Source organism: Microbacterium sp. X-17 (assembly GCF_039615055.1).
Window position 1 is genome coordinate 466,625 of sequence record NZ_JBDHNI010000004.1, and the last position, 18,109, is coordinate 484,733.

An 18,109-nucleotide genomic window follows, 5' to 3' on the forward strand; every position below is an offset into this window, starting at 1 on the left:
TCAGGCAGCAGGCCGAACGGGTAGGACGCCGACGGATCGGACGGGGCGAGGAACGCCTCGCGTCAGCCGACGCGCTCCCCGCACATGCCGCAGACGCCGGTCGCGGGCACCTCGACGAAGCAGTTCGGGCAGACCGCCCGGGGCGTGTCGGCGACCGCGGACGCACGGGACGCCGTCGTGCGCTCGCGGCGCACGGGCTCGCGCCGCGCGGGCTTCCGGCCCGGGGCTGTGGCCGCCGGCGCGGGCGCCGGCGGGGCGGGGCGGTGCGTCGCGCAGAAGAACCGCACGTAGCCGCCGTGCCGCGTCGGATGGCGGCGCTTGACGGCCCAGAGTTCGTCCCGCGGCAGCAGCGCGGCGTCGCTCGGGCATTCCGCGCAGCGCGCCGGACCGCCCGGCGCGATCTCGGACACGCGGACCGGCTGGTCGAAGGCGAGCTCGTCGCGCCAATCGGCGCCTTCCACGATCCTCATGCGAGATCCCCTCCGGCGCATTTCGGTCGAGACGCCCGCATAGCAGTATCCCTCGCCTGCGGGTCCGGCGCGGCCCCCGAGCGCGCACAACTCCTGCACGCTGTGCCCCCCGGCCGCCGCCGGCCCGGATCACCCCGTCCGCCTCAGCGCCGAGAACGCGCGTGTGTCACAAAAACGGGACGTTTTTGTGACACACGGGCGTTCTCACGGGGTGGCGGCCAGGAATCGGGCGACCCGGGGGCGCCGGGACGCAGAGACTGCAGGAGTTGTGCGGCGCGTGGCCCCGCACCCGGCGGGCGTAGCCTGGCGGGCATGACGTGGGAGGCGCGACACCTCGCGCAGTCGATCGAACGCGACCCGGGCGAGGTCGCGGCGTTCGCCGGCGCGTACGAGAACCTGCCGCGGTGGGCCGGCGGCCTGTCGGCCGGCATCCGCCGCGACGGCGACCGGTGGATCACCGACTCGCCCATGGGCGCCGTCGGGGTGCGGTTCACGGGCCCGGTCGAGCTCGGCATCCTCGACCACGACGTGACCCTCCCGGACGGCACGGTCGTGCACAACCCCCTGCGGGTGCTGCGCAATGACGCGGGCGCCGAGGTCGTGTTCACGCTCTACCGCCTGCCCCGGACCACGGACGAGGCGTTCGAGCAGGATGCCGCGCACGTACGGGCGGATCTGGCCCGCCTCCGCGACGTGCTGGAGTCCGCCCGCCGCTGATCCCGGCGCGGGTCAGCGCGGAAGGGGGACCTCGATCAGCGACCGGCCCGGATGGGGCGCGGTCAGGACCTGGTCGAGCTCGGTCCGGGTCGTGACGCGGCGGTACGCCCAGCCGTAGGCGGCCGCAAGCGCCGCGAGATCGACCGCCTGCGGCGTGTACTGCACGCGGGCGTGGGCCGCGGCATCCGCGACGCCGGCGACCTCGAGCTGGTCGAAGATCGTGCCGCCGCCGTCGTTGCCGACGATCACCTGGATCCGCGACTCGGCCTCCTCCGGGGGGAGGAGCAGCGCGCCGACGTCGTGGAGGAATGCGAGGTCGCCGAGCAGCACGCGGGTCACGCCCGCGGCCCCGGCCGCCTGGCTCGCGAGCGCGATGCCCGCGGCCGTGGCGATCGTGCCGTCGATCCCGGCGAGGCCGCGGTTCGCGTGCACCGGAATGCGCTTGCCGCCGACGACCTCGTCCGCCACGCGGACCAGCCGGGATGAGCCGAACACGAGACGGTCGTGCGGCCAGGTCGCGCGCCAGACGGCATCCGCGAGCGCGGCCCGGTCGACGGGGGCGCGGATGACCTCGAGCTCGGCCTGGATCGCGCCGAGCCGCTCGTGCGGCACCGCGGAGGCGAGGCCCGCGGCATCAGGCGCCGGCGGACTCACGTCGACGGCGGCGTCGCGCGACGCACGGAGCCACTCCGCGCGCCACGCCGCGTCCGGCTCGCCGGGCTCCACCCGGACCCGGGCGACGGACCGGGTCGCACCGTTGAGGTCGAGCCGCTCCCCCGGGCCCTGGACCGCGATCACCTCGACGTCGGCGCGCGACAGGAGCGCGGTCGTCTCGCGGCTGAGCGTCGGATGCCCGAACACCACGACTCGCTGGACCGCGGGGCCGAGCGCGCGCAGGACCGTGCGGTAGCCGTGCACGAGCGCCCGCCCGAACCGAGCTCCGCTGACGACCTCGGCGACCAGCGGCCAGGCGCCCTCGTGGGCGAGCTCCTCGGCTGCGGGGCCCGCGTCGGCACCCGCGACCACGATCGTGCGCGGACCCCGTGCGAGCACGTGCGGCTCGCCCGCGCCCGGATCGCTCCCGTCCGCTTCGCCGACGTCGCCCGGCGCGGAGGCGACGAGCCAGGACGGGATCCGGCCCGCGAGCGGCTCGCGCGCCGGCACGTTGAGGTGCACCGGGCCGGCGGGGCGGCCGCCCGTGCCCCGCGCGGCCGCGACCGCGTCCGCCGCCACCCGCCCGAGGCGGACGGTCTGCGCGCCCGTGCCGGCGGGGTCGAGCTCGTCCGGGACGGGCAGATCGGTCTCGGACCGCACGACCCCGGCGAACAGGTCCGCCTGCCGGGTCGTCTGGTTCGCGCCGATCCCCCGCAGCTCCGGGGGTCGGTCCCCCGTGAGGAGCAGGAGCGGAACCCCCGCGTGGTGCGCCTCGAGCGCGGCCGGCAGGAGGTTGGCCACCGCCGTCCCGGAGGTGCAGATCACGGCCGCGGGGATGCCGGTCTCCCGGCCGATCCCGAGCGCGGTGAAGCCGGCGACGCGCTCGTCGATCCGGACGTGCAGCCGCACGAGCCCCCGCGCCTCGAGTTCGGCCGCGACGAGCGCGAGCGCCTGCGAGCGCGAGCCGGGGCTCAGCACGACGTGCCGCACCCCCGCCCGCACGAGCCCCCCGAGCAGTGCGGCCGCGGCATCCGTCGCCGGCGCCGCCGCCGCCGCGGGGTGGGGTTCGGGCGCGGCCGCGGCATCCGGCGCCGGCGCGGGCGGACCCGGCGACCCCGCGGGATCCGCGGGGTCAGCCGCGGGCACGGGGACCGTCGTCGTCCGTGTCGGGCGAGGGCCGGTGCGCGGCATCCGACCCCTTGTCCTTCTTCTTCTTGCGGGTGTCGTCCTCGCCGTCGAGGCGGGCGAGGTCCTCCTCCAGGCGGCGGATGCGCTCGTCCTGGTCGCTCACCGTCCCGATGCGCCGCAGGAACTCGGGATCGTCGTCCGGCGCGGATGCCTCCATCGCGCGACGGCTCGCCCGGCCGAGCGTGAACCAGAGAATGCCGCCGATCACCGGCAGCAGGAGCACGATGAAGACCCACGCGACCTTGCCGACGCCGCGGTGGCGGAGGGCCGGCTGCACGATGCAGTCGATCACGCTGTAGACCCAGAACACCGTGGCCAGCAGCGCGAGAATGATCAGCAGCCTCGCCATCCCCTCAGTCTAGGCACCACCACTGTGAGCGGGCGGGGAGGTCTGGACGCGATGACGCGGGGCGCCGACGCGCTTACGATGGGGAGATGCGTGTACGTTCAGCCGTCCTGTACACGGTGCTCCGCCTCCTCGCGTTCCTGGTGCCGTTCGGCATCCTGATGCTGTTCCCGGTCTTCCAGCAGCTGTACTGGCTCGCTGCGATCTTCGCGGCGCTCATCGGCCTGAGCATCTCGATCATCTTCCTGCGCCGGCCGCTCAACGCCGTAACCTCCGGGTTCGCGGAGCGACGCGCGGCCCGGCCGCCCAAGGCCGCCCGCGCCGGCGCCCGGGCGCGCGACACGGCGGTCGAGGATGCCGCGGCCGACGCCGTCCGCGAGGATCAGACGACGAAGGACCAGGCCAGCAGCGCCGAGTAGCCGACCGAGGTCAGCGACGTCAGCGCCAGCGCCGTCACGAGCTCACGCGGCTGCCGGTAGGTCCAGACGATGAGGATCGCCGGCAGCGCCGCGAGCAGAGCCAGCAGCGTCAGCCACGCGACGGGGTAGAAGAGCGCGAGCCACACCCCGATGAGGAACGGCACGATCACGAGGATCGTGAACAGGACCTGCGTCGCGCGGCGCCCGATCCGCACGGAAAGCGTGCGCTTCCCGGCCCGGCGGTCCTGCTCGATGTCGCGGAGGTTGTTGGCGAGCAGCACCGCCACCGCGAGGACGCCGACCGCGATGGCGCCGAACCACGCCTCCTGCGGCAGCGCGAGCGCCTGCACCCACGTCGTGCCGAGGGTCGCGACGAGGCCGAAGAAGACGAAGACGAACAACTCGCCGAGCGCATAGTAGCCGTAGGGCCGCTTGCCGCCGGTGTAGAACCAGGCCGCGACGATGCAGATCGCGCCCAGCGCGAGGAGCCACCACTGCTGCGTGCGGATCGTGATCGCGAGACCGGCGAGCGCGGCGATCGCGAAGAACACGAGCGCGACGGTCAGGACCGTGCGCGGCGTCGCCTTGCGCGCGCCGGTCAGCCGCGCCGGGCCGACCCGGTGGTCATCGGTGCCCCGGATGCCGTCGCTGTAGTCGTTCGCGTAGTTCACGCCGATCTGCAGGCAGACCGCCACGATGAGGCAGAAGAGCGCGATGACCCAGTGGAAGCCGTTGACCACGACCATGGCCGCGCCCGTTCCGACGAGGATCGGGCTGACCGCGAGCGGCAGAGTGCGCAGGCGTGCGGCGCCGATCCAGTCCCGCGCGGTCGCCTTCGTCGGCCCGGTGGGATGGGTGCGGCGCGGGTTCCCCCGCGGCGGAGTCTTCTTCTTCGAGTTCGCGCGCGTCCGGCGCTTGCGGGAGGTGCCTGCCACGATCGCTCATCCTAGGCCGCAAGCCGATGGCTCCGCCCTCAGTTCTGGGCGGCGAGGCGGCGGATCGCGGCCCGGTCGGGCTTTCCGGACGGCAGGTGCGGCAGCGCATCGAGCACGACCAGCCGCGCGGGACGCGCGGGCGCGCCCAGCTCGGCCGCGACCGCCGCGCGGATCTCCTCCCACGCGGGAGCGGCGGCATCCGCGGGCACCGCCACGACGGCCGCCTCGCCCCAGCGGGCGTCCGGCACACCGACCACGACGGCCTCCGCGAGCCCCGGGAGGGTCCGGACGATGCTCTCGACGCGGTCGAGCGAGACGTTGACCCCGCCGGAGACGATCACGTTGTCGAGGCGACCGGCGATCCGGAGCATCCCGTCCGCGAAGGTCCCGGTGTCGCCCGTGCGGTACCAGCGCTCGCCGTCGAGCACGGGGAACGCGGCGGCCGTCCGCTCCGGCTCGCCCAGGTAGCCGGTCGCGAGCACGGGACCCGCGACGAGGACCTCATCCGCCGCGATCCGCACGCGCACGCCGTCGAGCGGGACGCCGTCGTACACGCAGCCGCCGCTCGTCTCGCTGGAGCCGTACGTGCGGACGATCCGCGCGCCCGCGGCCAGGGCGCGCTCCCGGACCGCGGTGGGCAGCGCCTGCCCGCCGATGAGGAGCGTCTCGAAGCCGCGGAGGGCGGCCGCGACCTCGGGGTCGCCGGCGGCGTCGAGGAGCCGCACGAGCTGCGCCGGGACCAGCGACGCGTACCGCGGACCCGGGGTCTCGGCCGCGGCCCGCGCGAAGGCGAGCGGATCGAACGGGCCGGTCACGACCGTGGGGGCCGTGCCGGCGAGGATGCCGCGCACGAGCACCTGGACCCCGGCGACATACCCCGGCGCGAGCGCCAGCACCCAGGTCCCTGCGCCGATGCGGTCCGCGCTCGCGCGCGCGCTCGCGTGGAGGGCCGCGGCGCTCAGCACGACCGACTTCGGGTATCCGGTCGAGCCGGAGGTCGTCACGACGACGGCGGTCCCGTCGGGGACGTCCGGGAGCGCGACGGCGTCCGGGAGCGCGGCGGGATCCGGTATCCCGAACCCGAGCGCGGGCCCGGAGCCGTCGAGCGCCGCCCGCAGCCGCCGGAGGAGCTCAGGGGTGTCGGCGGGATCGGTCCGCGTCAGTAGTGCCACGGGAACGGCGACCAGTCCGGCTCGCGCTTCTCCAGGAAGGCGTCCCTGCCCTCGACCGCCTCGTCCGACCCGTACGCGAGCCGCGTCGCCTCGCCGGCAAACACCTGCTGCCCGACGAGCCCGTCATCGACCGCGTTGAACGCGAACTTCAGCATCCGGATCGCCGTCGGCGACTTCGTGAGGATCGTGCGCGCAGCGGCGATCGCCGTCCGCTCCAGCTCGGCGTGCGGGACGACGCGGTTCACCGCGCCCATCTCGTACGCGCGCTGCGCCGAGTACTCCTCCGCGAGGAAGAAGACCTCGCGGGCAAACTTCTGCCCGACCTGGCGGGCGAAGTACGCGGAGCCGTAGCCCGCGTCGAACGAGCCCACATCGGCATCCGTCTGCTTGAAGTGCGCGTGCTCCGCCGACGCGATCGACAGGTCGCATACGACGTGCAGCGAGTGCCCGCCGCCGGCGGCCCAGCCCGGGATGACCGCGATCACGACCTTCGGCATGAAGCGGATGAGGCGCTGCACCTCCAGGATGTGCAGCCGGCCGGCGCGGGCCGGGTCGTGGACCGTCGCCTCGTCGTCCGAGTACTTGTAGCCGTCGCGGCCGCGCATGCGCTGGTCGCCGCCGGAGCAGAAGGCCCAGCCGCCGTCCTTGGGGCTCGGGCCGTTGCCGGTGACGAGCACGACCCCGATGCGCGGGTCCTGCCGGGCCACGTCGAGCGCGTGGTACAGCTCGTCCACCGTGTGCGGCCGGAAGGCGTTGCGCACCTCCGGCCGGTCGAACGCGATCCGCGCGATGCGGCCGTCGTGGCTCCGGTGCGCGGTGATGTCCGTGTAGCGCTCGGCGCCCGGGGCCTCGACCCACTCCGCCGCGTCGAACAGCTCGGAGACGCTCATGCGCGGCCCCCGTTCCGCGCGTCGCGCCAGCGCAGCCAGCCCGCGACGAGGTCGAAGTCGGGCGTCCCCGGCTCCCAGCCCAGGGTGAACAGGCGCGTCCCCGCGTCGAACAGGGCGTCGGCATCCGCCTCGTCGCGGCGGCGCAGCTCGTTCGACACGACGATGCCGGACACGTCGCGTCCCTCGACCCGGCCCCACTCCTCGATGACCGAGAGCTTGTGCGCGAGGCCCTCCGCGGGAACGAAGCTGTGCCAGACGTCGGCGTGCCGGGCGACGATCCGCAGCGTCTTCTGCTCGCCCTTCCCGCCGATGAGGATCGGGATGCGGCGCGTGGGCACCGGGTTGAGCTTCGTCCAGCGGGTCTCGATGCGCGCGAGGCCCGTCGCGAGCTCGTTCAGCCGCGTGCCGGCGGTGCCGAACTCGTAGCCGTACTCGTCATAGTCGCGCTCGAACCAGCCCGAGCCGGTACCGAAGATGAAGCGGCCCTGGCCGCCCTTCGCGGACATGTGGTCGATCGTGCGGGCCATGTCGGCCTGGAGGTCCGGGTTCCGGTAGCTGTTGCAGTTGACGAGCGCGCCGAACTCGACGCGCTCGGTCTGCTCGGCCCAGGCTCCGAGCATGGTCCAGCTCTCGAAGTGCGCGCCGTCGCGCTCGCCGTACAGCGGGTAGAAGTGGTCCCAGTTGAAGACCACGTCGACGCCCATCTCCTCGAAGCGGAGGACCGCATCCCGGATCTGTCCGTACGTCGCATGCTGGGGCTGGATCTGCACGCCGAGGCGCACCGGAGTGTCGAGGAGTGGCATAGCGCCAGCCTATTCCCGCCCGTCACGCCGCCACGGTCCGCACAACTCCTGCAATCTGGAGGCCGCCGGGCCGGCAAGGGCCCGTGCACGCCCGCGGCCGCACGAACTGCAGGAGTTGTGCAGCGGGTCCGGGCACGACCGCGGCAGGATGGGGGGCGTGGACCTGCCCCCGCTCGACGACCTGATCTCCACCGCGCGCGTCGTGGCGCTGCCGCTGGTGACGCGGTTCCGCGGGATCGACACGCGCGAGGCACTCGTGTTCGAGGGGCCCGAGGGGTGGACGGAGTTCTCCCCGTTCCCGGAGTACGACGACGCCGAGGCCGCGTCGTGGCTCGCCGCGGCGATCGACTACGGCTGGCGGGCACAGCCCGCCGCGCGGCGCGACCGCATCCCCGTCAACGCGACGGTGCCGGCCGTGCCCGCCGCCGAGGTGCCGGCCGTCGTGGCCCGGTTCCACGGCTGCCGCACCGCCAAGGTGAAGGTGGCCGAACGCGGGCAGACCCTGGCCGACGACGTCGCGCGCGTCGCCGCCGTGCGGGAGGTCATGGGGGCGGCGGGCCGCATCCGCATCGACGCGAACGGCGGATGGAACGTCGACGAGGCCGAACACGCGATCCATGCGCTGGCCGGGTTCGACCTCGAGTACGTAGAGCAGCCGTGCGCCACCGTGGAGGAGCTCGCACTGCTCCGCGAGCGCGTCGCGCACCTCGGCATCCCGATCGCCGCGGACGAGAGCGTCCGCAAGGCCGCCGACCCCCTCCTGGTCGCGATGGCGGGCGCCGCGGACGTGCTGGTCGTGAAGACGCAGCCCCTGAGGGGGGTGCGCCGCGCCCTCTCGATCGTGCGCGACGCGGGCCTGCCCGCCGCGGTCTCGAGCGCGATGGACACCTCGATCGGAATCGCGATGGGTGCGGCGCTCGCCGCAGCCCTGCCGGAGCTCGAGTTCGACTGCGGCCTGGGCACGGCCTCCCTGCTCGCCGCCGACGTGACCGACACCCCTCTCGTGCCGGTGGACGGCAGCATCCCCGTCGGACGGGTCGTCCCGGATGCCGCAGCCCTCGCCCGCGCGGAGGCCGCCCCCGACCGCCGCGACTGGTGGCTCGCGCGCCTGACCCGCGTCCACGCGGTGCTGGCGGCCGAGCCCGCCTGACCCCCGCCCCGGCCCCGCCCCGCCCGCGCCGGGCCCACGCGCCACCCCGCGAGCCCACGTGCTGGGCCCCGCGCCACCCCGCGAGCCCACGTCTTGGTCGCGAACGCACCCCGTCCCCGCGCCGGGAACGGGTGGGCTCGCGAGGACGAGGTGTGCTCGGGAGCCGGGAATGAGGTGGGTCGGGGTAGGGCGGGCCCGGGACAGGGTGCCGGGGCAGGGAGCAGGGGGCAGGCCGGGGCAGGGGGCAGGGGGTCAGCGGGGGAGGTCGTCGACCAGGGCTACCGCGATCTGCTCCATGCGGGCGACGGCGAGGATGCGCATCTGCTCCTGGTCGAGGCGGTCGATGACGGATGCCGTGGCGGTGGCCTCCCAGACGTCGAGCATGATCCGCGCGAAGTCCTCCGCCGGCACACGCAGCCGCACCCCGTAGACCTCGGCGAGACCCCGGATGATGCCCGTCACGCGGTCGCAGACGCCCCGCTCCCAGCGCCGGTAGCGCTCGGCCGTCTCGGCGTCGCGCATCGCGCGGAGCTTGACCTCGCTCATGAGCACGACGCCGAGCGGATCGTCGACCGCGGTGTCGAGCACGGCGCGCACGATCTGCTGGATCGTCGACGGCGGCTGGTCCTGTGCGCGCAGCTCGCGCACGCGCTCGGTGACGCTTCCGAGCTTGCGCTCCGCGACCGCCGTCGCGAGCTCGACGAACAGCTCGTCCTTCGAGACGAAGTTCGAGTAGAACGCCCCGCGCGTGAAGCCCGCGCGCTCGCAGATCGCCTCGACCGAGGCGGCGTCGAGACCGACCTCGGCGAAAACCGCGTATCCGGCATCCATCAGCCGGGCCCGGGTGTTCTCGCGGCGGCGGGTCGGGTTCTGCATGATCACCCCTAACGATACAGCGGTGTATTCGATACATTAGTGTATCGAGAATCCCCGAGCACCCGGAGCGACGCGTGTCCACCCTCCTCTTCTCCCTCGGCCGCTGGTCCTTCCGTCACCCGTGGCGCGTGCTCGTCGGGTGGCTGGTGCTGCTCGCGCTCGCCGGCGGTGGGGCCGCCCTGTTCGCGAAGGGGATCGACAACACGTTCTCGATCCCGGGGACCGAGTCGCAGGCCGGGCTCGAGCAGCTCAACAACACGTTCCCGCAGGCGGCGGGTACGAGCGCGCAGTTCATCGTGGTCGCGCCCGCGGGGTCGCGGGTCGACCAACCGCCATACACGACGAGCATCGAGCGCACGATCTCTCAGATCGAGGGCGTCGACGGCGTGCTCGCGGTGACGGACCCCTTCTCGAACACCGTGACCGGCCTCGTGTCGGACGACGGCAGCGCGGCGCTCGTACGGTTCCAGTTCGCCGGGCAGGCGACGGATGTCTCGGCCACCACCCGCTCGACGCTGAAAGGCATCACGGCCGACCTCCAGTCCGCCCTTCCGGCCGGCAGCACGGTCGCGCTCGGAGGCGACCTCTTCTCGCAATCGCTGCCCACGGTCTCGATCACGGAGGCCCTGGGCCTGCTGATCGCGCTCGTCGTGCTGATCGTCACGTTCCGGTCGTTCGTGACGGCCGGCCTCCCGCTCGTGACGGCGCTCGTCGGGGTGAGCCTGTCGATCCTCCTCATCGTGGGCGCGACCGCGTTCGCGACCGTGTCGTCGACGACCCCGCTCCTCGCCCTCATGCTCGGCCTCGCCGTCGGCATCGACTACGCCCTGTTCATCATCGCCCGGCAACAGGACCAGGTCAGATCCGGGATCGATCCGGAGGAGTCCGCGGCCCTCGCGGTCGGCACCGCCGGGTCGGCCGTCGTGTTCGCGGGCGTCACGGTGCTCATCGCGCTCATCGGCCTGTCGTTCGCGAACATCCCGTTCCTCACCACGATGGGGATCGCCGCCGCCGCCGCGGTCGCCGTCGCCGTGCTGGTCGCACTGACCCTGACCCCCGCGCTCCTCGGGTTCGTGAAGGGCCGGGTCGTCGGCTGGCGCCCGCGCCGGAAGGGGGCGGCGGTCACGGCGCCGACGTCCGGGCCGAAGCGGATCAACCGGTGGGTCGCGCTCATCACGCGGCATCCGATCGTCACGACCGCGGCCGTCGTCGTCACACTCGGGATCGTCGCGATCCCCGCGGCCAGCCTCACCCTCGCCCTGCCGAACGCCGGGATGCTGCCGGAGGAGAACCAGGCGCGGCAGACGTACGACCTCGTCGCCGAGCACTTCGGCCCCGGCTACAACGGTCCGCTCGTCATGACCGGCACGATCGTGACCTCGAACGACCCGGTCACGCTCATGAAGGACCTCGGCGCCGACATCGCGAAGATCCCGGGCGTCAAGGAGGTGACGCTGGCCACGCCGAACCAGACGGCGGACACCGGCATCGTGAACGTCATCCCCACGACGGCGCCGGACGATCCGGCCACGAGCGATCTCGTCCGGGAGCTGCGGTCCCAGCACGACCGGCTCCTGGCGCAGTACGGCGTCGACTTGAAGGTGACCGGGTTCACCGCGATCGCGATCGACATCTCGGACCGGCTCGCCCAGGCTCTGCTCCCGTTCGGGATCTTCGTCGTCGGGCTCTCCCTCGTCCTCCTCGCGATCGTGTTCCGCTCGATCTGGGTGCCCATCACCGCGGCGCTCGGCTACCTCCTGTCCGTCGTCGCCGCGTTCGGCATCGTCGCGGCGGTGTTCGAATGGGGGTGGGGCGCCGAGCTGCTGAACGTCGCCAAGGTGGGGCCTGTCATCAGCTTCCTGCCGATCATCCTCATGGGCGTGCTCTTCGGGCTCGCGATGGACTACGAGGTCTTCCTCGTCTCGCGCATGCGCGAGGACTACGTGCACTCCCGCGAGACGGGCGCGAGACCGCGGGCGATCGCCGCGGTGCGGACGGGCTTCACGGCATCCGCCCGCGTCGTCACGGCCGCGGCGGTCATCATGTTCGGCGTCTTCGCGGCATTCATCCCCGACGGGGACGCCACGATCAAGCCCATGGCCCTGGGCCTGGCCTCGGGGGTCGCGATCGACGCGTTCCTCGTGCGGATGACGCTCATCCCGGCGGTGATGGCGCTGCTCGGACACCATGCGTGGTGGCTGCCGCGGTGGCTCGTGCGCCGGCTGCCGCACCTCGACATCGAGGGCGAGGCCGTCGAGCGCGAGCGCCGGCTCGAGGACTGGCCCGAGCCCGAGACGACCGCGGTCGTCGTCGCCGAGGACCTCGAGCTCGCGGACGACGACGCCCGCGCCTTCGCCGGCGTGGACCTGCGCGTCGAGCCCGGCGGGACGCTGCTCGTGACCGGCGCGGACGCCCGCGCGCGGCGCGCACTGCTGCTCACCCTCGCCGGACGTGTCGCCCCCACGGGCGGCCGCCTCAAGGTGCACGGCCACCTGCTGCCGGGGCGCGGCGCCTGGGTGCGGGCCCGCGTCGGTGTGGCCCTGCTGGACGGCTCGGCGGATCCGGCGCGCGAGCTGCGCACGGCCCTGCGCGGCGGTACGCGCACCGTCGTCGTCGACGGCCTCGACGCGGCCGTCGCGACGAGCCAGCCCGATCAGCTCACGGCCGCCCTCAGGGATGCCGCGCGCACGGATGCCGCGACGATCATCGCGTCCGCGGCCGACGCCGGTGCGGCACGATCCCTCCTCGCAGAGGCCGGCCGCGGCGCTGCGCACGTCCTGACCCTGCCGGCGAGCCCGCCCGGCCCGCCGACCCCGTCCACCCCCGCGAGCCACGAGGTGACCGCATGACCCTCCCCGTCGAGCGCGCCCGCACGCGCAAGCCCATCACCTGGCTGACGATCATCGGCGTGATCCTCCTGCCGGTCGCGATCGGCGGCATCCTCGTCGCCGCGCTCTACAACCCCGTCGACCGGCTCGACAACATGACCGCCGCGGTCGTCAACGACGATCAGCCCGTCACCGTCAACGGGCAGATCGTGCCGCTCGGGCGGCAGCTGACCGCGGGTCTCGTGGCGGGATCCGACACCCTGCCGAGCAACATCCACTGGGTCATCACGAACGGCGGCGACGCGTCGTCCGGGCTGGCGAACGGCACGTACGACGCGGTCATCACGATCCCGCAGGACTTCTCCGCCGCCGCGACGTCGACCACGACGAGCACCCCCGTGCAGGCCACGATCCAGGTGACGACCCCGCCGGACTCGCGGATCGTCGACGACGCCATCATCGCGCAGGTCTCGCAGGCGGCGGCGTCCCTCACGGGGCAGCAGATCTCGGAGACGTACCTGAAGAACGTGTTCCTGGGCTTCACGAGCCTGCACGACCAGCTCGGCCAGGCCGCCTCCGGCGCGACCCAGCTCGCGAGCGCGGCGACCCAGACCGCGACCGGCGCAGCCCAGCTCGTGCCGGCCGCGACCGGGCTGGCGAGCGGGGCGAGCACGCTCGGCTCCGGCGCCGGCCAGCTCGCGGGCGTCCTCGGGACGCTGCAGACCGGGACCGAGTCCTCCGCCGCGGGCGCGACCCAGCTCGCGGACGGCGCGAACGCCGCGATCACCCAGATCCAGCAGCAGGGGATCGTGCCGTCCGAGCTGACCGCGCTCGCCCACGGCACCGCCGCCGGGACGGCAGACCTCGCGGCGGGCTGCGCCGCGTCGGGCGCCTCCCCCGCGTACTGCGCCAAGGTCGCGGCAGCGGCGGGCGCGACCGCTCTGACCGCGGCCGGCGTGCAGCAGCTGGCGGACCGAGCGCCGACCGACCTGGCGCAGCAGCTCACGCCTCTTGCGACCGGCGCGCAGGGTCTGGCCGATGGGCTGAACCAGATCGCGAGCGGGATCGGGGCAGCGCAGACGGCGGCGTTCGGCCTCCAATCCGGCGCGTTCCAGCTCGCCGACGGGGCGACGCAGCTCGCGACGGGGACCCAGTCGCTGTCCGACGGCGCCGGGCAGCTGGCATCCGGGGCCTCGTCCCTCGCGAGCGGGCTGAACACCGCCGTCGCCCAGGTGCCGACATACACCGACCAGGAGGCGCAGAGCTTGGCGACGGTCGTCGCCGATCCGGTGGCCGCGACCGGCCTCAGCACGAATCTGTTCGGGGCATCCGCGATCCCCCTGCTCGCGACGCTCGCGCTGTGGTTCGGCGGGCTGGCCTCGTTCGTGGCGCTGCGGGCGATCCCGCGGCGGTCGCTAGCATCCCAGCGCCCGTCCGCGCTGCTCGCGCTGCGGGCGCTGCTGCCCGGCGCGATCGTCGGGGTCGCGCAGGGCCTGCTCGTGGCGATCGTCGTGGAGATCGCCGCGTCCTACGACCTCGGCACCTGGTCGCTGTTCGCCCTGCTGTGCGCGCTGACCGGCGTCGCGTTCGCGGCCGTCAATCAGGCGCTCGTGGCCGTGTTCGGGGGCTCCGGCCGCTGGATCTCGGCGCTCGTGGGGGTGCTCGCGGCCGCCACGGGGATCGTGTCCACCGTGCCGGCATGGCTCGTCTCGGTGGCCGGGTTCCTGCCGACGGCGCCCGCGTCCGCGGCCATGGCCGGCGTGCTGACCACCGCCGGCGGCGCGGGTGCGGCGGTCGTGGGCCTGGTGGTGTGGGCCGCGCTCGCGTTCGTGGTGACCGTGCTGGCCGTGACGCGCCGCCGCACCACGAGCGCTAAGGCCCTCCTCCTCGGCCCCGCCCCCGCCTGACCCTCACGCCCGGCCGCGCAGGCCCCGGGTCGCGCGCGCAACTCCTGCACACCTGCCCGGCGCACAACTCCTGCACCCTGCGCCCGGCATGCTGCGGCTGCCGCGGAACCCCGGCACCGCCGGGTATCCGCGCGCCCGGATTGCAGGAGTTGTGCGGCGGATGGGCGCCTCGAGCCGGGGCAGGCGGGGGCGGGCGGGGGTCAGGCGGGGGTCAGGCGGACTCGCGGGACAGGAGGGACTGCTTCACCGGCAGGCCCCAGGCGAAGCCGCCCAGGGAGCCGTCGGACCGGAGGACGCGGTGGCACGGCACGAACAGGGCCGGGGCGTTGCGGGCGCAGATCGAGGCCGCGGCCCGCACCGCGGAGGGGCGGCCCAGGGCCGCCGCGAGCTCGGTGTACGTGAGTGGGGCGCCGGGGCGGATCCCGCGGAGGGCACGCCAGCCGGCCAGCTGCAGGTCCGTGCCCTGCTGCCGGACGGGCACCCCGTCGATCGCGGCGACATCACCCGCGTAGTACGCGCGCACGGCGGCCGCGGCCTCCGTCGCGCCGTCGCGGGTCTCGGCGGGGCGCAGACGAGGGTGGATCCGGGCGAGCGCGGCGGCGGCATCCGCGGTCCAGCCCGAGGCCAGCACGCGCTGGCGCTCGTCGACGACGATCGTGAACGGCCCGTCGGGTGTCCCGACGGTCTCGACGAGGGCGGTCATGAGGACTCCTTCGGGGGGAGGGCGGCGGCGCGCCACAGGTGCGTCGTGAGGTAGCTGCGCCAGGGCGCGGTGCGGGCGGCCCACGCGTCGAGGGCCCGCGGGGTGTCGGGAAGGCCGGCGGATGCCGCGCCACGGCGCTCGGCGACATCGCCGGGGAGGAACACGTCCGGATCGCCGGTGACGCGCATCCGCACGTAGTCGGCGGTCCACGGGCCGACGCCGGGCAGGGCGAGCAGCGCGGCGCGCTGCTCGCCCGCATCGTCGCCGATCGAGAGCGTCACGTCGCCCGCGGCGAGGGCTGCGGCCGCGCCGACGACGGCCCGGACGCGCGAGGCGGGTCCGCGCAGCACGTCACTCCCCCGCTCCGCGATCGCCGCCATGGTCGGGAACAGGCGGTCGGTGCCGTCATGCTCGGGCACGGGCTCGCCGAGCGCCTCCGTCAGCCGCGCGAGCGCGGTACGTGCCGCCGGCACCGAGACCTGCTGGCCGACGAGGGCCCGCAGGAGCATCTCGTGCGGATCGCTCGCGCCGGGCACGCGGATGCCCGGGGTGCGGGCCACCAGTCCGCGCAGCTCGGGCTGCCGGGCGAGTGCCGTATCGACCGCGACCGGGTCGGCGTCCAGGTCGAACAGCCGCCGCACCCGGGCGACGAGCGGGGGCAGGTCGGCGAGCCGCGCGAGCCGCGCCTCCAGCCGCAGCCGCCCGCCGTCGAGCCGCACCCGGAACCAGGCCGGACCGCCGTCGAGGCGCAGCGTCCGGGCGTAGGAGCCGGATGCCGCGACCTCCACCCCCGGGATCGCGCGCGCCGCCATCCACGCGAACACGCCCGCGGCGTCCATCGGCTCGCGGAACGGGAGCGCCAGGTCGATCGCGCCGGGGGCGTGCGGCTCGAGGATGCGGCGGCGCGCGCGGAGCTCGAGCGGCGGCATCCCGAACACCTCCCGGACCGTGTCGTTGAACTGCCGCACGCTCACGAAGCCGGACGAGAACGCAACGTCGGCGGCCGGCAGGCTCGTTCCGACGAGGAGCATCCGCGCCGTGTGGGCGCGGTGTGCGCGGGCGAGCGCGAGGGGTCCGGCGCCGAGCTCCCGCGCCAGGAGGCGGGTGAGGTGCCGGGTCGAGTAGCCGAGCCGCGCGGCGAGGCCGGGCACTCCCTCGCGCTCCACGACGCCGTCGGCGATGAGCCGCATGGCGCGCCCGACCGCGTCGCCGCGGACGTTCCAGGTCGGGGACCCGGGCGCAGCCTCCGGCAGGCACCGCTTGCACGCCCGGTAGCCCGCCTCGTGCGCGGCGGCCGAGGTCGCGAAGAACTCCACGTTCTCGCGCTTCGGCGTGCGCGCGGGGCAGCTCGGGCGGCAGTAGATCCCCGTCGACCGCACCGCGGTGACGAACTGGCCGTCGAACCGCACGTCGCGCGCTTCGATCGCGCGATAGCGCTCCTCGAACCCCGCGATCATGCTCATGCCCCCAGCCTCGCACGCCTCCGTCCCGCCGGCTGGCGGTTTTCGGACACGGCAGTCCCGGCGTCCGGCCGCACGGGCGGCGGGCATAGGGCGGCGCGGTACCGTGAGGGCATGAGCGAGCGGGAGTACGACGTCGTCATCATCGGGGCGGGGCCGGTCGGGGAGAACATCGCCGATCGCACCGCGCAGGCGGGCCTCACGACCGTGGTCGTGGAGAGCGAACTGGTCGGCGGCGAGTGCTCCTACTGGGCCTGCATGCCGTCGAAGGGACTGCTGCGCGCCGGCGCTGCCCTCCGGGCGGCGCGGGATGTCGACGGCGCGCGCGCGTCCGTCACCGGCGGCGTCGACGTCGCGGGCGCGCTGCGCCGCCGCGACCGCATCGTCCACGACTGGCACGACGACGGCCAGGTGGCCTGGCTCACCGCGACGGGGATCGACCTCGTGCGCGGGCACGGACGACTCACGGGCCCCAAGCGCGTCGAGGTCACCGCGATGGACGGCACCGTCACGACGCTCGTCGCCCGGCACGCGGTCGCGGTGAGCACCGGATCCGCCCCGCTCCTCCCCGACGTGCCCGGCCTCGCCGACGTCGACCCGTGGACGAGCCGCGAGGCGACGAGCGCGGAGGACATCCCGGCATCCCTCGCGATCATCGGCGGCGGCGTCGTCGCGGCCGAGATGGCGACCGCGTACGCCGGCTTCGGCACGCGCGTGACCCTCATCGTCCGCCGCAGCCTGCTGCCGAACATGGAGCCGTTCGCCGCCGACCTCGTCGCGGAGTCCCTCCGCTCCAGCGGCGTCGAGGTCCGCACCGGGGTGGAGACGACGGATGCCACGAACACGGACACCGGCGTCCGCCTCACCCTCGACGACGGGTCGACCGTCGAGGCCGAGCGCGTCCTCGTGGCGATCGGCCGCACCCCGCGCACGGGGGACCTCGGCCTCGACACGGTCGGGCTCGAGCCGGGCGCCTGGCTCGAGGTCGACGACACGTTGCGCGTCACCGGCACGGACTGGCTCTACGCGGTCGGCGACGTGAACCGTCGCGCGCTGCTCACCCACCAGGGCAAGTACCAGGCGCGGGCGGCGGGCGACGTCATCGCCGCGCGGGCCGCGGGCGGCGCCGTCGACGACGCTCCCTGGGGCGCGCACGTCGCGACGGCCGACCACCGGGCGGTGCCGCAGGTGACGTTCACCGAGCCGGAGATCGCGTCGGTCGGACTCACCGAGGCCGCCGCCCGCAAGGCCGGCCTCCGCATCCGCGTGCTGGACTACGACCTGTCCTGGCTCGCCGGCGCCACCACGCACTCCGACGACTACCGCGGCCAGGCCCGCGCGATCGTCGACGAGGATCGCAACGTGCTCGTCGGCGCGACGTTCGCCGGACCGGACGTCGCCGAGCTCCTGCACTCCGCCACGATCGCCGTCGTCGGCGAGGTCCCGCTGGATCGCCTCTGGCACGCCGTGCCGTCGTACCCCACGCTCAGCGAGGTCTGGCTCCGCTTCCTGGAGGCCTTCGGCCGCCCGACGCCCAGCGCCTGAGACTCGGCATCCGCGCCGAGACCCGGCGCGAGGCCGCGTGTATCGG

At 74.5% G+C, this 18,109-nt stretch carries 16 protein-coding genes; 6 read left to right on the plus strand and 10 right to left on the minus strand.

Translation table 11 applies throughout. From position 1 onward, the window contains the following. Nucleotides 1–62: 62 nt before the first annotated feature. Complete coding sequence (locus ABCS02_RS21745) at nt 63–470, minus strand: glucose-6-phosphate dehydrogenase (protein WP_345837773.1); 408 nt, start codon at nt 468–470, stop codon at nt 63–65. A 312-nt stretch (nt 471–782) separates the two neighbouring features. Here ABCS02_RS21745 and ABCS02_RS21750 point away from each other — a divergent pair, with 312 nt between their 5' ends. Then, on the plus strand, nt 783–1,187 hold the full coding sequence (locus tag ABCS02_RS21750; RefSeq protein ID WP_345837774.1) for an SRPBCC family protein: 405 nt from the start codon (nt 783–785) through the stop codon (nt 1,185–1,187). Nucleotides 1,188–1,199: 12 nt separating this feature from the next. On the opposite strand, the gene menD is transcribed toward ABCS02_RS21750, so the two are convergent. After that, a complete protein-coding gene (menD, locus tag ABCS02_RS21755; RefSeq protein WP_345838007.1) occupies nt 1,200–2,858 on the minus strand; it encodes a 2-succinyl-5-enolpyruvyl-6-hydroxy-3-cyclohexene-1-carboxylic-acid synthase in 1,659 nt (552 codons plus the stop codon). A gap of 115 nt (nt 2,859–2,973) precedes the next feature. Then, a complete protein-coding gene (locus tag ABCS02_RS21760; RefSeq protein ID WP_345837775.1) occupies nt 2,974–3,378 on the minus strand; it encodes a PLD nuclease N-terminal domain-containing protein in 405 nt (134 codons plus the stop codon). 86 nt (nt 3,379–3,464) lie between these two features. Here ABCS02_RS21760 and ABCS02_RS21765 point away from each other — a divergent pair, with 86 nt between their 5' ends. Further along, a complete protein-coding gene (locus ABCS02_RS21765; RefSeq protein ID WP_345837776.1) occupies nt 3,465–3,794 on the plus strand; it encodes a DUF4229 domain-containing protein in 330 nt (109 codons plus the stop codon). Here the strand turns inward: ABCS02_RS21765 and ABCS02_RS21770 are convergent. Genes ABCS02_RS21770 through ABCS02_RS21785 form a run of 4 tightly spaced genes read right to left on the minus strand, consistent with a single transcriptional unit; the run spans nt 3,758 to nt 7,594 of the window. Then, nucleotides 3,758–4,729, minus strand: coding sequence for a 1,4-dihydroxy-2-naphthoate polyprenyltransferase (locus tag ABCS02_RS21770; RefSeq protein WP_345837777.1), 972 nt, complete (start codon nt 4,727–4,729; stop codon nt 3,758–3,760). The genes ABCS02_RS21765 and ABCS02_RS21770 overlap by 37 nt on opposite strands. A gap of 38 nt (nt 4,730–4,767) precedes the next feature. Next, complete coding sequence (locus ABCS02_RS21775) at nt 4,768–5,901, minus strand: AMP-binding protein (protein WP_345837778.1); 1,134 nt, start codon at nt 5,899–5,901, stop codon at nt 4,768–4,770. Then, nucleotides 5,889–6,791: a 1,4-dihydroxy-2-naphthoyl-CoA synthase gene (locus tag ABCS02_RS21780; protein WP_345837779.1), complete on the minus strand. Its 903-nt coding sequence runs from the start codon at nt 6,789–6,791 to the stop codon at nt 5,889–5,891. Before ABCS02_RS21780 ends, ABCS02_RS21775 begins: the two co-directional genes overlap by 13 nt. Then, the gene (locus tag ABCS02_RS21785) at nt 6,788–7,594 is read right to left on the minus strand and encodes an LLM class F420-dependent oxidoreductase (protein WP_345837780.1); all 807 of its coding nucleotides are present in this window, start codon (nt 7,592–7,594) and stop codon (nt 6,788–6,790) included. Before ABCS02_RS21785 ends, ABCS02_RS21780 begins: the two co-directional genes overlap by 4 nt. Before the next feature lie 157 nt (nt 7,595–7,751). On the opposite strand from ABCS02_RS21785, the gene ABCS02_RS21790 reads away from it, so the two are divergent. After that, nucleotides 7,752–8,744, plus strand: coding sequence for an o-succinylbenzoate synthase (locus tag ABCS02_RS21790; RefSeq protein ID WP_345837781.1), 993 nt, complete (start codon nt 7,752–7,754; stop codon nt 8,742–8,744). Nucleotides 8,745–8,996: 252 nt separating this feature from the next. Here ABCS02_RS21790 and ABCS02_RS21795 read toward each other — a convergent pair whose 3' ends face one another. Then, nucleotides 8,997–9,620, minus strand: coding sequence for a helix-turn-helix domain-containing protein (locus tag ABCS02_RS21795; RefSeq protein ID WP_345837782.1), 624 nt, complete (start codon nt 9,618–9,620; stop codon nt 8,997–8,999). Between the two features lie 74 nt (nt 9,621–9,694). Here ABCS02_RS21795 and ABCS02_RS21800 point away from each other — a divergent pair, with 74 nt between their 5' ends. After that, nucleotides 9,695–12,469, plus strand: a complete 2,775-nt coding sequence (locus tag ABCS02_RS21800; protein WP_345837783.1) for an MMPL family transporter — start codon at nt 9,695–9,697, stop codon at nt 12,467–12,469. Further along, nucleotides 12,466–14,355, plus strand: a complete 1,890-nt coding sequence (locus ABCS02_RS21805) for a YhgE/Pip family protein (RefSeq protein WP_345837784.1) — start codon at nt 12,466–12,468, stop codon at nt 14,353–14,355. Before ABCS02_RS21800 ends, ABCS02_RS21805 begins: the two co-directional genes overlap by 4 nt. Nucleotides 14,356–14,566: 211 nt before the next feature. Here ABCS02_RS21805 and ABCS02_RS21810 read toward each other — a convergent pair whose 3' ends face one another. Together ABCS02_RS21810 and ABCS02_RS21815 are read right to left on the minus strand one after the other, a co-directional pair. Then, the gene (locus ABCS02_RS21810; RefSeq protein ID WP_345837785.1) at nt 14,567–15,058 is read right to left on the minus strand and encodes a methylated-DNA--[protein]-cysteine S-methyltransferase; all 492 of its coding nucleotides are present in this window, start codon (nt 15,056–15,058) and stop codon (nt 14,567–14,569) included. Further along, a complete protein-coding gene (locus ABCS02_RS21815) occupies nt 15,055–16,521 on the minus strand; it encodes an AlkA N-terminal domain-containing protein (protein WP_345837786.1) in 1,467 nt (488 codons plus the stop codon). The genes ABCS02_RS21810 and ABCS02_RS21815 overlap by 4 nt, the downstream gene beginning before the upstream one ends. A gap of 111 nt (nt 16,522–16,632) precedes the next feature. Here ABCS02_RS21815 and ABCS02_RS21820 point away from each other — a divergent pair, with 111 nt between their 5' ends. Further along, entirely contained in the window at nt 16,633–18,063 is a 1,431-nt protein-coding gene (locus ABCS02_RS21820) for an NAD(P)/FAD-dependent oxidoreductase (protein WP_345837787.1), read from the plus strand. Nucleotides 18,064–18,109 lie beyond the last annotated feature (46 nt).

What these genes read in the sequence shown, in the direction of transcription:
- ABCS02_RS21815 (WP_345837786.1), bottom strand. Translation starts at nt 16,521, where the DNA reads ATGAGCATGATCGCGGGGTTCGAGGAGCGCTATCGCGCGATCGAAGCG.
- ABCS02_RS21750 (WP_345837774.1), top strand. Translation starts at nt 783, where the DNA reads ATGACGTGGGAGGCGCGACACCTCGCGCAGTCGATCGAACGCGACCCG.
- ABCS02_RS21795 (WP_345837782.1), bottom strand. Translation starts at nt 9,620, where the DNA reads ATGCAGAACCCGACCCGCCGCCGCGAGAACACCCGGGCCCGGCTGATG.
- ABCS02_RS21745 (WP_345837773.1), bottom strand. Translation starts at nt 470, where the DNA reads ATGAGGATCGTGGAAGGCGCCGATTGGCGCGACGAGCTCGCCTTCGAC.
- ABCS02_RS21805 (WP_345837784.1), top strand. Translation starts at nt 12,466, where the DNA reads ATGACCCTCCCCGTCGAGCGCGCCCGCACGCGCAAGCCCATCACCTGG.
- ABCS02_RS21820 (WP_345837787.1), top strand. Translation starts at nt 16,633, where the DNA reads ATGAGCGAGCGGGAGTACGACGTCGTCATCATCGGGGCGGGGCCGGTC.
- ABCS02_RS21780 (WP_345837779.1), bottom strand. Translation starts at nt 6,791, where the DNA reads ATGAGCGTCTCCGAGCTGTTCGACGCGGCGGAGTGGGTCGAGGCCCCG.
- ABCS02_RS21765 (WP_345837776.1), top strand. Translation starts at nt 3,465, where the DNA reads ATGCGTGTACGTTCAGCCGTCCTGTACACGGTGCTCCGCCTCCTCGCG.
- ABCS02_RS21785 (WP_345837780.1), bottom strand. Translation starts at nt 7,594, where the DNA reads ATGCCACTCCTCGACACTCCGGTGCGCCTCGGCGTGCAGATCCAGCCC.
- ABCS02_RS21760 (WP_345837775.1), bottom strand. Translation starts at nt 3,378, where the DNA reads ATGGCGAGGCTGCTGATCATTCTCGCGCTGCTGGCCACGGTGTTCTGG.
- ABCS02_RS21810 (WP_345837785.1), bottom strand. Translation starts at nt 15,058, where the DNA reads ATGACCGCCCTCGTCGAGACCGTCGGGACACCCGACGGGCCGTTCACG.